Source organism: Streptomyces sp. NPDC091376, assembly GCF_044757085.1.
Taxonomy (GTDB): Bacteria; Actinomycetota; Actinomycetes; order Streptomycetales; family Streptomycetaceae; genus Streptomyces; species Streptomyces pratisoli.
The window spans coordinates 91,582-105,636 of sequence record NZ_JBIVUF010000009.1 but is presented as its reverse complement, the minus strand read 5'-3'; the positions used below and the strand labels follow the sequence as shown (position 1 = coordinate 105,636).

Below are 14,055 nucleotides of genomic sequence, written 5' to 3'. Positions count from 1 at the left end.
GTGTCCGCGGCGCGGCTACTCGGTCTTGATGGCGTTCAGCATGTTGAGCCTCGCGGCGCTGCGGGCCGGCCACAGCGAGGCGAGCACGCCGACCAGTCCGGCGAGCGCCAGGAAGATCCCGATCCGGTCCCAGGGCAGGACCAGCGCGTACCCGGGGATCTTGTCCCGGAAGGTCTCGCCGATCGCCCAGCCGAGGAAGGAGCCGAGGCCGATGCCGACCACCGCGCCGAAGAGGGAGATGACGACGGCTTCCAGCCGCACCATCCGCTTCACCCGGCGCCGGTCGAGACCGATCGCGCGCAGCATGCCGATCTCCTGCTGCCGTTCGAAGACGGACATCGCGAGGGTGTTGACCACACCCAGTACCGCGATGATCAGGGCCATCGCGAGCAGGCCGTACATGATGTTCAGCATGGTGTTGATCACGCCGCCGAACTCGTCACGGATGTCCTGGCGGTCCATCACCTTGATGGCGGGGTTGTCACCCAGGGCGTCGATCAGCGCCTGCTCGTTCGCCGAGGTCTGACCGCCGTCCGCCTTCACGAAGATCTGCGGGATGTACGGCTTCGCCTCGTGGGCGTTCGCGACCTTCGTGCTCACGAGCACGGGCGAGAGGAACTCGCTGTCCTTGTAGACGGCGCCGACCGTCAGGGTGCCCTTCTTCTTGTCGCTGAAGGTGACGGGGAGGCTGTCGCCGACCTTCCAGCCCTTCTTCTTCGCCGAGTTCTCGGCGACCGCGATCCGCCCCTCGGCGAGGGTGTCCAGGCTGCCGGACACGACGTCGACGGTCAGGACCTTCTCGATCGCGCCCGGCGTCACCGCCGAGGCGGACGCGTAGTCGCCCTTGACCTGGAAGTAGACGGACTGCTGGGGCGACACCGCGGAGACGCCCGGTGCCTTCTCCAGCGCGGTCAGCGCGGACTGGTCGAGGTCCCCGCCGTTCGCCATCGTGACCATGTAGTCGGCCTTGATGTTGTCCGTGGTCATCTTGTCGATGGCCGTGCCGACCGTGACACCGAGCACCGACAGACCGGTCACCAGCGTCAGTCCGATCGCCAGGGCCGAGGCCGTGGCGCCGGTACGGCGCGGATTGCGGACCGCGTTCTGCCCGGCGAGCTTGCCGGCCACCGCGAAGACACCGACGAGCAGCGGACGTACGAGCGCGATGACGGGCCGGGAGAGCTGCGGGATCAGGACGATCACACCGATCAGCGCGAGGAACGCGCCCGCGCCGATCAGCATCCGCCCCGTGTCGCCGGCGGCGCCGGCGCCCCACACGATCCCGGCCGCGCCGAGGCCGGTGAGGACGCCGCCGATGGAGTTGCGCAGCACCAGCGACTTGGTGGTGGCCACCGCGTGGACGCTGCTCATCGCCGCGACCGGCGGGATCTTGGCGGCCCGGCGGCCGGGCAGCCAGGCGGCGAACATGGTGACGAGGACACCGACGGCGAACGCGGCCACGACCGGCGTCGCCGAGATCACCAGCGGGCCGTCGGGCACCTTCATCCCGAACGCGGCCATCCCGGAGCGCAGTCCGATGGTGAGCCCGATGCCGAGGACGAAACCTACCGCGGAGGCGACCGCGCCGACGACCGCCGCCTCGATGAGCACCGAGCGGGTGATCTGCTTGCGGGAGGCGCCGACGGCGCGCATCAGCGCGAGTTCCCTCGTGCGCTGGGCGACCAGCATCGTGAAGGTGTTGGAGATCAGGAAGATGCCGACGAAGAGCGCGATGCCGGCGAAGCCCAGCAGGACCTGCTTGAGGGTGCCGAGGCCCTCCTCGATCTGCCGGGCCTGCTCGTCGGCGAGTGCCTGGCCGGTCTGTGCCTCGGCGTGCTCCGGGAGCAGCGGCTTGATCGCGTCGAGGATCTTCGCGTCGTCCGCGCCGGGCGCGGCGGTGACGGTGAGGCCCTCGAAGTAGCCCGGGGCGAGGTAGAGCTTCTGGGCGGCCGCGGTGTCGAAGAGGACGAGGCTGCCGCCGGCGTTCACGGCGCCGTCCTTGGTGCTGAAGACACCGCTGAGGGTGTACTCCTTCACCGGCCCGTTGGTGGCGACCCGGACCCGGTCGCCGACCTTGTACCTGCCCTTCTCGGCGCTGTCCCGGTCCAGGGCGATCTGCGTGTCCTTCTGCGGGCCACTGCCGTCGACGAAGGTGTAGGCGGGGTCCTTGCCGTCCTTGCCGGGGGCGAAGTTGGAGCCCTTGTTGGACCAGCCGACGCCGATCAGCTTGCCGTCGGGGTCGGCGACCCCGGCGAAGCCGTTGACCCGGCCGTACACGGCGGCGACGCCGTCCAGCGCGCCGACCTTGTCGAGGGTCTTCGCCGACAGGCCGGGCTCCTGCTCGGCGTCGTTCTCGTCCGCGTACGAGGTGACGGCGACGGCGACGTCGTCGTAGCTCTTGGCGGACTGGTTGCGGAAGGCGTTGGAGAGGGTGTCGGCGAAGACCAGGGTGCCGGAGACGAACGCCACGCCGAGCATCACGGCGAGTACGGTCATCAGCAGCCTGGCCTTGTGCGCGAGCACATTGCGCAAGGCGGTACGGAACATGGTGTGAGTCAGTCCTGAGGTGAGGGCCGGAAGTCTGCGGTGGAGCCGTCGGGTCAGCTGGTCCGGCCCTTGGCGTCGAACTCCTTCATGCGGTCCAGCACGCCGTCGGCGGTCGGGGCGATCATCTCGTCCACGACCCGCCCGTCCGCGAGGAAGACGACGCGGTCCGCGTACGAGGCGGCCACCGGGTCGTGCGTCACCATGACGACGGTCTGGCCCAGTTCCCGCACCGAGTTGCGCAGGAAGCCCAGGACCTCGGAGCCGGAGCGGGAGTCGAGGTTTCCGGTCGGCTCGTCGCCGAAGATGATCTCGGGCCGGGAGGCGAGCGCCCGGCCGACGGCGACGCGCTGCTGCTGACCGCCGGACAGCTGGGCCGGGCGGTGGCCGAGGCGTCCGGAGAGCCCCAGCATGTCGATCACCAGCTGGAGCCACTGCTTGTCGGGCTTGCGGCCCGCGATGTCCATCGGGAGGGTGATGTTCTCCAGCGCCGTCAGCGTCGGCAGCAGGTTGAACGCCTGGAAGATGAAGCCGATCTTGTCGCGGCGCAGCTGGGTCAGCTGCTTGTCCTTGAGCGAGCCGAGCTCCGTCTCGCCGATCCGCACGGAGCCGCCGCTGAAGCTGTCGAGGCCGGCGACACAGTGCATCAGCGTCGACTTGCCCGAGCCGGACGGGCCCATGATCGCGGTGAACTCTCCCTGGCGGAAGTCCACGGAGACCTGGTCGAGGGCGACCACCTGGGTCTCGCCCTGTCCGTAGACCTTGGACAGATCCAGGGCGCGGGCTGCCACCGCGGTGGCGCGGGCGGCGGTGGGTGTGGTGGTCACGAGAGGACTCTCCTGTCACGGCGTTTCGAGGACCACACCATCGTGCGGCCCGGGACCGTGCCGGATCGTCCGTCCCGATGCCCGTTCCCGGGGCCGACTCGGGTCTGACGGCGAGGCTCGCCCGTCCTCCTTTGGTATGACGCTGTCCCGGGGGTCTCCTCCGGGTCTCCTACGCCGTGCCCGTGGGCCGCCCGGACCGGTACCGGGGCGGCGACTTTCCGTCATTCCCTTGGACGGGTCCGGCTGCGCAAGGGCCGGGGCGGGGCAGGTGCAAACGGCCGCCGACCAGTGCTGACACACCCTCAAGCGTCAATAAAATAAGACAACATCGAGTCGGTGTTCCGCTGTTGGAGGGACCCGTCCGGATAGGCTCATGTGCAAACGCAGAGCCGCGTGCGCAGGACCGCGTACCCAGCCCGGATGGTGGAATGCAGACACGGCGAGCTTAAACCTCGCTGGCCTTCGGGCCGTGCCGGTTCGAGTCCGGCTCCGGGCACGTCACGCCGTCCGCGCGCGAGCGGGGAATCGTTGAACCCTTGAATGCTTGCCGCGTCTTCAGAGTGGCTCCTCCTTGCCGCCGGCGTCAACGTCGAAGCGTCGCACTGGTGCCCGTGCAGCGGCCGAGGCCCGATGGGCTCGGTGATCCGGTTGAACCGGCGCACCTCGGGAACAAATGAGTCCGTTCTCCGACTGTAGTCAGGAAATGAGCGGAAACGGCGAGGCCCGGCGGAGTGACCGATCCGTCACGATCGAGGAAAGATCCTCCCTCAGCACTAGGCCGATGTCTTTGCCCCCGCATTACTCTTGTGTCAAGGCCACGCAGGGTGGCCATGGAGGAGTGAGATGAGGAGCAGCAACCCGGTCTTCTCGCGACGGGGGTTCAGCCGCGACAACGGCTACGCGGGCTTCAACACCGCGCCGCAGGCCGGGGGCCCCGCCGTCGGAGGCAACCCCTACGCCCAGGGCACCGGCAACCCGTACGCCACCAACCCCTACGCGCCGGCGGACGCCCAGCTGGGCGCCCCGCCGCAGGCACCCGCCCGCACCAACGTGATGACGATCGACGACGTCGTGGCGCGCACCGCCATGACGCTCGGTACGGTCGTGCTCACCGCGGTCCTGTCCTGGGTGCTGCTGCCGGTCGACCAGGCCAACATCGGCAAGTCGTACGGCATCGCCATCGGCGCCGCCCTGGTGGCCCTGGTGCTGGCGCTGGTCCAGTCCTTCAAGCGCAAGGCGTCGCCCGCGCTGATCCTGTCGTACGCCGCGTTCGAGGGCGTCTTCCTCGGCGTGATCTCCAGCGCCGTCTCCACGTACATCGCGAACGGCGTGGTCGCCCAGGCCGTGCTCGGCACGATGGCGGTCTTCGCCGGTGTGCTGATCGCGTACAAGATGCGCTGGATCCGCGTCACCCGCCGTTTCTACGGCTTCGTGATGGCGGCCGCGATGGGCTTCCTGCTGCTGATGGCGGCCAACCTGCTGTTCGCCGTCTTCGGCGGCGGTGACGGTCTCGGCTTCCGCAGCGGCGGCCTCGGCATCCTGTTCGGCGTCATCGGCATCATCCTCGGTGCCTGCTTCCTCGCCCTGGACTTCAAGCAGGTCGAGGACGGCGTCACCTACGGCGCTCCGCGCGAGGAGTCCTGGCTGGCGGCCTTCGGCCTCACCATGACCCTGGTGTGGATCTACCTGGAGATGCTGCGTCTGCTGTCGATCCTGCAGGGCGACGACTGACACCCGTGACCGCGTGCACACGCGGTCACGACGAAGGGCCCGTTCCGGCATCGGCCGGGCGGGCCCTTCGGTCGTCCCAGAGCCTTTCGTCCTAGAGCAGCTTCCGCGCTGCCCGCCTCAGGTCGTACTCATGAATGATCGCTTTCGCATGTCCGTACGCGAGGTTGTGTTCGCTCCGGAGCCAGCTGACCTTCTCCTCGAATCGGAAGAGGGAGGGGCCATCCTCAACGGTGCGCAACCAGTCGGCGACTTCACGACCGGTGCAGTGGGGGATGCGGGAGAGCAGATTGCGGTGGGTCTCTTCGGAGAAGACTTGGGACATCGGCGCCTCCGGACGCTTTGCGCGTGTGGTCCTTCACGTCACCGTGCCTCAGCGTTCGCGTATTGGCAACAGTCCCGCACCGGCGCATAGGGTCGTGTTGTGCTTGATACGACACCTCTGACGGCAGCCGTGGAGCGATTCGCCGACCGGTTGAGGGCCGCCCCGCAGAGCCGGCTCCAGCGTGGCGCAGCGGCCGAAGGGCTCGCGCTGGCCAGGGAGTTGGCGAGGCGCGCGCAGCTGATCGAGACCCCGGGAGCGGAGCCGGGGATCATGCCGGACGCGGGCATCTTCGCGGTCGCGGACCAATTGTCGGTCGCGGGGACGGATTTGGCCGAAGCCATGCGCACGGGAACGGCCTCGCCGGAGGAACTGGGCGAGGCCGTGGAATGTGTCGAGGGGGCGGCTCGGCGGGCGCTGCTCTGAGCACGCCCGCCGGGAGCTTCAGAGCGAGGCGATGACGCGGTCCGCGAGGATGTAGACGTTCTCCCCGCCGCCGCAGGAGAAGGTCAGGGCGTACGCGCCGGACACACCGGAGCCGCCGAGCAGGACCGGCGTCTCGCCGGTGCGCAGCGCCTCGGCGAGCCGCTCCGCGGTCTCCCGGTGGCCGGGGGTCATGCAGAGCGTCGTGCCGTCGGCGAAGACGTACACGTCGAGGGTGCCCAGCGGGCCGGGGCGGACGTCGGTGAGGGCGGTCGCCGTCTCGGCGAGCTCCTCCAGGCGGGACACGGTGCGCTCATGGTCGGTGACGACGGGTGTCTGGACCGGGACGAAGTCGGGGTGTGAGGGGTGCCTGCGGCGGGCCGCGGCGAGTTCGGGGGAGTCGTCGGCGAACTCGGCGGGCGACTCGGTGAGTCCGGCCGTCTCCGCGAGCTCCGCGAGCTCGTCGAGCGCCTCGGCCGCCTCCAGGTCCATGGCCTCCAGCCCGACGAAGTCGGCCTGGCGGGGCACGTAGAGCGGGCCGTCCTCGCCGAGGCCGGCCAGCCCGCCGAGCATCGTCATCGGCGACTCGCCGGCGTAGTGCGGGGCGTCGGCGGCCTCACGGGCCTCCTGTGCGGCCCAGAAGGCCCGCGCCTCGGCCAGCTCGCGCTCGCGCTCCTCGGCGAGGGCCTCGGCGACGGCGGCGCGTATCTCGGTGGCGGGTGCGGTGCGGGCCTGCGGCACGGATCCGAAGGGGCCGCTGCCGTGACGGCTCGCGGCGGCCAGCTCCGTGCGCAGGGCGGTGACCTGCTTGCGCAGCCCAAGAGTGGTGTGCAGGGCAGCGGCGCCCACGGCCGTGGCGGCGGCCGTGGTCAGCAGCAGGGCGAGGGACATGGCGCTCACTGACAGACTCCCGGTTTCTGAGGATTCCCCGACTTACTACATCAGCTTGGCGTGGGTCGACGCCTGCTGTCAGTGCATTACGTCACGAAATGGACAGGACTTTGGGCCGGATGTTTCGGTGCGTGATGCACCTGACCTGGGGAAATGTATCTCCCCCAGGAGATTGGTCACATCCTGGGGGAGATTCGGTCACGGCTCGGACGCGACGCGGTTGGGAAAGCCCTTGCAGAGGGAGGGGGAGGAGCCCTTCAGGGCCCCTCCCGGCCGGCGTCGGGTCAGCTCAGGCGCTCGATGACCATGGCCATGCCCTGGCCGCCGCCCACGCACATCGTCTCCAGGCCGAACTGCTTGTCGTGGAACTGGAGCGAGTTGATCAGCGTGCCGGTGATGCGCGCGCCGGTCATGCCGAAGGGGTGGCCCACCGCGATCGCGCCGCCGTTGACGTTCAGCTTCTCCAGCGGGATGCCCAGGTCCCGGTAGGACGGGATGACCTGGGCCGCGAAGGCCTCGTTGATCTCGACCAGGTCGATGTCGTCGATGGTCAGCCCCGCGCGCCCCAGCGCCTGCCGGCTCGCCTCGACCGGGCCGTAGCCCATGATCTCGGGGGAGAGGCCGGAGACGCCGGTGGAGACGATCCGGGCCAGCGGGGTCAGGCCCAGCTCGCGCGCCTTGGTGTCGGACATGATCACCAGCGCGGCGGCGCCGTCGTTCAGCGGGCAGCAGTTGCCCGCCGTCACCAGGCCGTCGGGGCGGAAGACCGGCTTCAGGCCCTGGACGCCCTCCAGGGTCACGCCGGCCCGCGGGCCGTCGTCCTTGCTCACGACCGTGCCGTCGGGGGTCGTCACCGGGGTGATCTCGCGCTCCCAGAAGCCGTTCTTGATGGCTTCCTCGGCGAGGTTCTGGGAGCGGACGCCGAACTCGTCCATGTCCTGGCGGGTGACGCCCTTGAGGCGCGCCAGGTTCTCCGCGGTCTGGCCCATCGCGATGTACGCGTCGGGGACCAGCCCGTCCTCGCGCGGGTCGTGCCAGCTCGTTCCCGCGCTCGCGGCGACGGCCGCGGTACGGGCCTCGGCCTCGGCGAAGACCGGGTTGTGGGTGTCGGGCAGACCGTCGGAGGTGCCCTTCACGGAACGGGAGACCATCTCGACACCGGCCGAGATGAAGACATCGCCCTCGCCGGCCTTGATGGCGTGCAGCGCCATGCGGGAGGTCTGCAGCGAGGACGAGCAGTAGCGGGTGATGGTGCAGCCGGGGAGGTGGTCCATCCCCATCTGCACGGCGACGATCCGGCCCAGGTTGTGGCCCTGCTCGCCGCCGGGGAGGCCGCAGCCGAGCATCAGGTCGTCGATGTCCTTCGGGTCCAGCTCGGGGACCTTGGCGAGCGCGGCCTGGATGATCGTCGCGGTCAGGTCGTCCGGCCGCAGGTCCTTCAGCGAGCCCTTGAAGGCCCGTCCGATGGGGGAGCGGGCAGCAGAGACGATTACGGCTTCGGGCATCACGGCTCCAGACAGAAGGGTGCGCGGGGCGTCTGTTGGGAAGTTACCCCTACGTATCGCGCGGGTCACCGTACGGACCGTGTGATGCGGGCCTCTTTTCTAAGCGCTCGCTTACGGCCGGTCCGCCCGGTCCGGCCGGTGAATCTCGGCCCGCTCCCCCGCCGTCGCCGCCGTGGGCTCCTGGGCCGTCGGCACCGGCAGCCGCCGCCGCCTGCGGTGCTTGAGCAGGGCCCACGGGGCACGGGCGCCCGTGACCTCCGTACCGGCCTCGCTCGCGGCCTCCACCGCCGCCTTGGCCACCGGCAGCATGCCCTCGCGCCGGTCCGCGTCCAGCCGGTCCGTCTCCGGCCACAGGCCCAGCACCGCGCACAGGGTCGGCAGCATGGCCATCGCCGCCGTCGCGTACCCCTCCGCCGAGGGGTGGTAGTTGTCCGCGCCGAACATCTCGCGCGGGTTCGCCTCGAACTCCGGCCCCAGCAGGTCACCCAGCGAGACCGTACGGCCGCCCTGCTCCACCGCGCCGATCGTCTGCGCCGCCGCGAGCTGCCGGGAGACCCGGCGGGCGAGCCAGCGCAGCGGCTGGTAGACCGGCTCGATGGTGCCGAGATCCGGGCACGTGCCCACCACCACCTCGGCGCCCGCCGTACGCAGCCGGCGCACCGCGGCCGACAGGTACCGCACCGACTGGGTCGGCGGCATCCGGCGCGTCACATCGTTCGCACCGATCATGATCACGCAGACGTCCGGGGGCTGGTCCGGGTCCCGCAGCGCCTGGCCGACCTGCCGTTCCAGGTCGTCGGACATCGCGCCGGGCTGTGCCACGTTCCGAAGCTCCACCGGGCGCTCGGCCACCGCCGCGAGTCCCGAGGCCAGCAGCGCCCCCGGGGTCTGGCCCGCCCGGCGCACGCCCTGGCCGGCCGCCGTCGAGTCGCCCAGGAGCACCAGCCGCAGCGGGCCCGAGAGCCCGAAGGCCGTGCCGTACAGTCCATCCGCGCCGGGCGGATAGGGCGCCGTGCCGCCCCCCACCGATCTCTTCGCCAGCTGCACCTCGGCCAGCAGGACCGTCACCGCCGCGGCTCCCAGCAGGCCGATGCTCCCGCCGCCGTATGCCGCGCCCGCCGCGATGCGCCGCGCAACCCTCGCCCTCGACACAGTCCCAGCCACCTCCTCGTAGCCGTGCAGCCGTACTAGAGCTAACTGCCCCGTAACCGCCGTCGCCCAATCTCGACCCGGATGCGCATACGCTGACGGAACCACTACGGAGATCCCGGAGACTTACGGTGCAATTCCACGACTCGATGATCAGTCTGGTTGGCAATACCCCGCTGGTGAAGCTGAACAGCGTTACGGCGGGCATTCAGGCGACGGTTCTCGCCAAGGTCGAGTACTTCAACCCCGGCGGATCGGTGAAGGACCGTATCGCCGTACGCATGATCGAGGCCGCCGAGGAGAGCGGGGCGCTCAAGCCGGGCGGCACGATCGTCGAGCCGACCAGCGGCAACACCGGTGTCGGCCTTGCGATCGTGGCCCAGCGGAAGGGCTACAAGTGCATCTTCGTCTGCCCTGACAAGGTGTCCACGGACAAGATCAACGTGCTGCGCGCCTACGGGGCCGAGGTCGTCGTCTGCCCGACAGCAGTCGATCCCGATCACCCGGACTCGTACTACAACGTCTCGGACCGGCTGGTGCGGGAGACGCCGGGCGCCTGGAAGCCCGACCAGTACTCCAACCCGAACAACCCGCGCTCGCATTACGAGACGACCGGTCCCGAGCTGTGGGAACAGACCGAGGGAAAGATCACCCATTTCGTCGCGGGCGTCGGCACGGGCGGCACGATTTCCGGCACCGGTCGCTATCTGAAGGAGATCAGCGACGACAAGGTCCGGATCGTCGGCGCGGACCCCGAGGGATCCGTGTACTCCGGCGGCTCCGGCCGGCCCTACCTCATCGAGGGTGTCGGTGAGGACTTCTGGCCCACCGCCTACGACCCGAACGTCACCGACGAGATCGTCGCGGTGTCCGACAAGGACGCCTTCCAGATGACGCGCCGCCTCGCCAAGGAGGAGGGCCTCCTGGTCGGCGGCTCCTGCGGCATGGCCGTCGTCGCGGCGCTGCGCGTGGCCGAGGGCCTCGGCCCGGACGATGTCGTCGTCGTGCTGCTCCCGGACAGCGGGCGCGGCTACCTCTCGAAGATCTTCAACGACGAGTGGATGAACGACTACGGCTTCCTGGAGCAGGCGGGCGACGCACCGCGGGTCGCCGACGTGCTGCAGCACAAGGAGGGCGCGCTGCCCTCGCTCGTGCACATGCACCCCGAGGAGACGGTCGGTCAGGCCATCGACGTCCTGCGCGAGTACGGCGTCTCCCAGATGCCGATCGTCAAGCCGGGCGCCGGACACCCGGACGTCATGGCCGCCGAGGTCATCGGCTCGGTCGTGGAGCGGGAGCTGCTGGACGCGCTCTTCACCCAGCGGGCGTCGCTGGGCGACCCGCTGGAGAAGCACATGAGCGCACCGCTGCCGCAGGTCGGCTCCGGTGAGCCGGTCGGCGACCTGATGTCGGTGCTCGGCACCGCCGACGCGGCGATCGTGCTGGTCGAGGGCAAGCCCACCGGTGTGGTGAGCCGCCAGGACCTGCTGTCGTTCCTGGCCAGGGCCGGCGGCAAGTAGCGGTACGGGCACCTCTGGGCCGTGTCCGGCACGGACCTGAGGCGGGCCCTTGCGGAATGTGGGGTGCGGTGCGCGGGGACCGCCGCACCCCCGGTGACCCGGGGGGCGGGACGACGGCGGTCCCCGCGAGGGACGCGTTCCGGGTCAGGGCCGGGCTCGCGTCCGGGCGTCCATGGAGGTCCGGGAGCCGCTCCGGAGGTCCTTGACGCCGACACCCCTCAATGTGCCGGACGCGTGTTAAGCGAGTGCTGCGCCAACGTGTCGCGCTCGTACCACTTCTGCGAAGCCACGGGCTGCGAAGCCACGGCCGGGTGGCCACGGGCGGGGCGGCCACGGGCCGGGTGGTGGCACCGCGGGTCCGGGCCGTTCGGGAGGGTCACTCCTCCCAGTCGGACTCCGCCTTCTCGCGTCGGCCGAGGACACCTCTGCCGCGGAAGGCGTACACGGCGTTGACGCCGACGATGCCGGCCCACGTGACGAACAGGCCCTCGATGCCGGCGTTCGCCGCGCCGATCGCCGAGAGCGGGATCGCGAGGACCAGCGTGATGATCCCGAGGCCGAAGCGCTCGCCGAAGTTCTCCGCGGAGCGCCCGGGGCGTGCTCCCCGGGCGACGGTCATCCGCTGCTCGGCCAGATGCCGCCGGACCCGGCGGTCGACCGTGGCGTCCATGCGCTGCTCGACCTTCTCCAGGAACGACTCGATCAGCGCCGGCTCGTACTCCCCACCCAGCTCGCGGCGGGCGTGAAGGGTGGCGTCGAGCTCCTTCGTGAGCTCATGGTCACGGGCTTCCATGCTCCACAGGGTAGGGAGTGGGCACCGGGGTGTCAGTGGGGCTAACCCCCGTGTCCCGGGAGTTCCGCGCGAGCAGCCAGTACAGCAGCGCGGGTACGGCGAGACCGACGATCCAGGAGATGTCGGCGCCGCCCAGCGGTGCCACGAGCGGCCCGGTGTAGAAGTGCGTCACCAGGAACGGCAGCTGCGCGAGCAGCCCGATGCCGTAGACGGCGAGTGCGTCCCAGCGCCAGCCGCCGTAGCGCCCGAGCGGATCGGAGAGCGCCGGGATGTCGTAGCGCTCGCGCGAGATCAGGTAGTAGTCGACCAGGTTGATCGCCGACCAGGGAGTGAAGAACGTCAGCAGGAAGAGCAGGAAGTCCTTGAACGAGGCGAGGAAGCTGTCCTTGCCGAGCAGGGCAACGGCGGTGCCAGCGATCATGATGGCCGCGATGTAGAGGGCCCGTCCGCGCGGCGAGAGGGTCCGCTGCCCCCGGAACCCGCTGACGCTGGTGACCATCGACATGAAGCCGCCGTAGGTGTTGAGCACGTTGACGGTCAGCTTGCCCAGCGCGATCACGAAGTAGAGGACCGACGCGATCAGCCCGGTGCCGCCGAGGGCGACGACGTAGCCGACCTGGCCCGAAAGGAACGCTTCCCCGGCGGTCGCGGCGACCAGCACGCCGAAGGCCATCGACCACTGGGACCCGAGCGCCGAGCCCGCGAGCGTCCACCAGAAGGTGGCGCGGGCGCTGGTCGTACGGGGCAGGTAGCGCGAGTAGTCGGCGACGTACGGGCCGAAGGCCAGCTGCCAGGACGCCGACAGCGACACGGCGAGCAGGAACATCGGCAGGTCGAAGGCGCGGTCGGCGAGGATGGCGCCCAGGTCGGCACGGTCCAGCAGCCGGACGCCGAGATAGACGAAGGCGAGGGCGCACACCACGCTCGCCACCCGGCCGAGGGCGTGGATGACGCGATAGCCGACCGTCGCCGTCGCTCCGGTGACCAGGGCGAAGATGATGATGCCGGGAGTCTCGCCGAGGTGGGTGAGTTCACCGACGGCCTGTCCCGCGAGCACGCTGCCGCTGGCGAAGAAGCCGATGTACATCACGATCACCAGAAGCAGCGGGACGACCGCGCCCTTCACACCGAACTGGGCGCGTGAGGAGATCATCTGCGGCAGTCCGAGGCGCGGGCCCTGCGCGGAGTGCAGGGCCATGACCGCCCCGCCGAGCACATTGCCGAGCGCCAGGCCGAGGAGCGACCAGAAGGCGCCGCCGCCGAAGACCACGGCGAGGGCGCCGGTCACGACGGCGGTGATCTGGAGGTTCGCGCCCAGCCACAGCGTGAACTGGGAGAAGGCGGTGCCGTGCCGTTCGCTGTCCGGTACGACGTCGATGGAGCGCAGCTCGACGAGTCCTGGCACGACGTCAGGCCCCCTTCTTCGTCAGGCCGTTGGCCGCGGCCCAGGCGTTCGCGACGTCCTCCGGGTCCTTCTTGTCCTTGTCGACCTGGCGGTTGAGCTCGGTGAGGGCCTCGGTGGTGAGCGCGTTGCCGAGCCGGGCGAGGGCCTTGCGTACGGTGGAGTCGGCCTTGCGGTCGGCGATCAGCGGCACGACGTGCTGGCCGGGGACGAGGTTCTTGGGATCCTCCAGGACGACCCAGCCCTCGGCCTTGATGTCGGTGTCGGTGGTGAAGAGGTTCGCGACGTCCACGTCGCCCTTCTTCAGCGCGCCCTTGACCAGAGGCCCGGAGGAGTCCAGGGACTTGAACTCCCGGAACTCGACGCCGTACACGTCCTTCAGTCCGATGACGCCGACGACGCGCTTCTTCACCTCGGGTGCGGCGCCGATGACCAGTCTGCCGTTCTGCTTAGCCAGGTCGCCGAGGGTCCTCAGGCCGTATCTGGCGGCTGTCTCACGGGTGACGGCGAAGGCGTCGGAGTCCTCCGCGGCGCCGTACGGCAGGACCTGGAGGCCCGCGGGCAGGGCGGCGGCGAGGGCGTTCTGCATCTCGCCCTCCTCGGTGGCCTCGGCCTTCGGGTCGAGGTAGTGGAGCAGGGCGCCCTGGTACTCGGGCAGCAGGTCGATGTCGCCGCCCTTGAGGGCGGGGATGAGGATCTCGCGGGTGCCGAGGTTGGGGCGGACGGTCGTCTTCACCCCGGCCGCGCCGAGCACGGCGGCGTAGAGGAAGCCGAGTATCTGGTTCTCGGTGAAGTTGGCAGTGCCGATGGTGAGTCCGTCCTTGCTGGACCCACCGCCGCCGAGGGACCCGCCCTCGCCTTCGAGGGAGGTGATGCCGCTGCTGCAGGCGGCGAGCGCGGGGACGGCCGCGGCGGCGAGCAGTCCGCCGAGCAGGGTGCGTCGGTTCATGA

Annotated in this window: 12 protein-coding genes and 1 tRNA gene; 4 read left to right on the top strand and 9 right to left on the bottom strand. The window is 70.1% G+C overall.

Annotated features, from left to right (window positions below; translation table 11 throughout):
• Positions 1 to 15: 15 nt before the first annotated feature.
• The gene (locus tag ACIQMR_RS20830; protein WP_401389141.1) at positions 16 to 2,547 is read right to left on the bottom strand and encodes an ABC transporter permease; all 2,532 of its coding nucleotides are present in this window, start codon (positions 2,545 to 2,547) and stop codon (positions 16 to 18) included.
• 53 nt (positions 2,548 to 2,600) lie between these two features.
• Positions 2,601 to 3,371: an ABC transporter ATP-binding protein gene (locus ACIQMR_RS20825; RefSeq protein ID WP_401389139.1), complete on the bottom strand. Its 771-nt coding sequence runs from the start codon at positions 3,369 to 3,371 to the stop codon at positions 2,601 to 2,603.
• A 414-nt stretch (positions 3,372 to 3,785) separates the two neighbouring features.
• Here ACIQMR_RS20825 and ACIQMR_RS20820 point away from each other — a divergent pair.
• Together ACIQMR_RS20820 and ACIQMR_RS20815 are read left to right on the top strand one after the other, a co-directional pair.
• A tRNA-Leu gene (locus ACIQMR_RS20820) sits at positions 3,786 to 3,867 on the top strand.
• A 347-nt stretch (positions 3,868 to 4,214) separates the two neighbouring features.
• On the top strand, positions 4,215 to 5,102 hold the full coding sequence (locus ACIQMR_RS20815) for a Bax inhibitor-1/YccA family protein (RefSeq protein ID WP_401389136.1): 888 nt from the start codon (positions 4,215 to 4,217) through the stop codon (positions 5,100 to 5,102).
• A gap of 91 nt (positions 5,103 to 5,193) precedes the next feature.
• On the opposite strand, the gene ACIQMR_RS20810 is transcribed toward ACIQMR_RS20815, so the two are convergent.
• Positions 5,194 to 5,424, bottom strand: coding sequence for a DUF4287 domain-containing protein (locus ACIQMR_RS20810; protein ID WP_401389133.1), 231 nt, complete (start codon positions 5,422 to 5,424; stop codon positions 5,194 to 5,196).
• A gap of 99 nt (positions 5,425 to 5,523) precedes the next feature.
• Here ACIQMR_RS20810 and ACIQMR_RS20805 point away from each other — a divergent pair, with 99 nt between their 5' ends.
• Entirely contained in the window at positions 5,524 to 5,847 is a 324-nt protein-coding gene (locus ACIQMR_RS20805) for a hypothetical protein (protein ID WP_401389130.1), read from the top strand.
• An 18-nt stretch (positions 5,848 to 5,865) separates the two neighbouring features.
• Here the strand turns inward: ACIQMR_RS20805 and ACIQMR_RS20800 are convergent, their stop codons facing one another.
• The 3 genes from ACIQMR_RS20800 to ACIQMR_RS20790 form a co-directional block, all read right to left on the bottom strand.
• Entirely contained in the window at positions 5,866 to 6,744 is an 879-nt protein-coding gene (locus tag ACIQMR_RS20800) for a hypothetical protein (RefSeq protein WP_401389127.1), read from the bottom strand.
• Between the two features lie 275 nt (positions 6,745 to 7,019).
• Positions 7,020 to 8,240: an acetyl-CoA C-acetyltransferase gene (locus ACIQMR_RS20795; protein WP_401389124.1), complete on the bottom strand. Its 1,221-nt coding sequence runs from the start codon at positions 8,238 to 8,240 to the stop codon at positions 7,020 to 7,022.
• Positions 8,241 to 8,351: 111 nt separating this feature from the next.
• Positions 8,352 to 9,392, bottom strand: a complete 1,041-nt coding sequence (locus ACIQMR_RS20790; RefSeq protein ID WP_401389121.1) for an SGNH/GDSL hydrolase family protein — start codon at positions 9,390 to 9,392, stop codon at positions 8,352 to 8,354.
• Between the two features lie 128 nt (positions 9,393 to 9,520).
• Here ACIQMR_RS20790 and ACIQMR_RS20785 point away from each other — a divergent pair, with 128 nt between their 5' ends.
• Positions 9,521 to 10,909 (top strand): cystathionine beta-synthase, encoded by a 1,389-nt coding sequence (locus ACIQMR_RS20785; protein WP_401389118.1) that lies wholly within the window; start codon positions 9,521 to 9,523, stop codon positions 10,907 to 10,909.
• A gap of 376 nt (positions 10,910 to 11,285) precedes the next feature.
• Here ACIQMR_RS20785 and ACIQMR_RS20780 read toward each other — a convergent pair whose 3' ends face one another.
• Genes ACIQMR_RS20780 through ACIQMR_RS20770 form a run of 3 tightly spaced genes read right to left on the bottom strand, consistent with a single transcriptional unit; the run spans position 11,286 to position 14,053 of the window.
• Positions 11,286 to 11,702: a hypothetical protein gene (locus tag ACIQMR_RS20780; protein WP_401389115.1), complete on the bottom strand. Its 417-nt coding sequence runs from the start codon at positions 11,700 to 11,702 to the stop codon at positions 11,286 to 11,288.
• Positions 11,689 to 13,107: a purine-cytosine permease family protein gene (locus ACIQMR_RS20775; RefSeq protein WP_401389112.1), complete on the bottom strand. Its 1,419-nt coding sequence runs from the start codon at positions 13,105 to 13,107 to the stop codon at positions 11,689 to 11,691. The genes ACIQMR_RS20780 and ACIQMR_RS20775 overlap by 14 nt, the downstream gene beginning before the upstream one ends.
• 4 nt (positions 13,108 to 13,111) lie before the next feature.
• Positions 13,112 to 14,053 carry an ABC transporter substrate-binding protein gene (locus ACIQMR_RS20770; RefSeq protein ID WP_385479074.1) on the bottom strand — a complete coding sequence of 314 codons (942 nt, stop codon included), beginning with the start codon at positions 14,051 to 14,053 and terminating at the stop codon, positions 13,112 to 13,114.
• Between the last annotated feature and the right edge of the window lie 2 nt (positions 14,054 to 14,055).

Coding starts and splice junctions, on each gene's coding strand:
- ACIQMR_RS20830 (WP_401389141.1), bottom strand. CDS start 2,547: ATGTTCCGTACCGCCTTGCGCAATGTGCTCGCGCACAAGGCCAGGCTG.
- ACIQMR_RS20815 (WP_401389136.1), top strand. CDS start 4,215: ATGAGGAGCAGCAACCCGGTCTTCTCGCGACGGGGGTTCAGCCGCGAC.
- ACIQMR_RS20810 (WP_401389133.1), bottom strand. CDS start 5,424: ATGTCCCAAGTCTTCTCCGAAGAGACCCACCGCAATCTGCTCTCCCGC.
- ACIQMR_RS20795 (WP_401389124.1), bottom strand. CDS start 8,240: ATGCCCGAAGCCGTAATCGTCTCTGCTGCCCGCTCCCCCATCGGACGG.
- ACIQMR_RS20780 (WP_401389115.1), bottom strand. CDS start 11,702: ATGGAAGCCCGTGACCATGAGCTCACGAAGGAGCTCGACGCCACCCTT.
- ACIQMR_RS20770 (WP_385479074.1), bottom strand. CDS start 14,053: ATGAACCGACGCACCCTGCTCGGCGGACTGCTCGCCGCCGCGGCCGTC.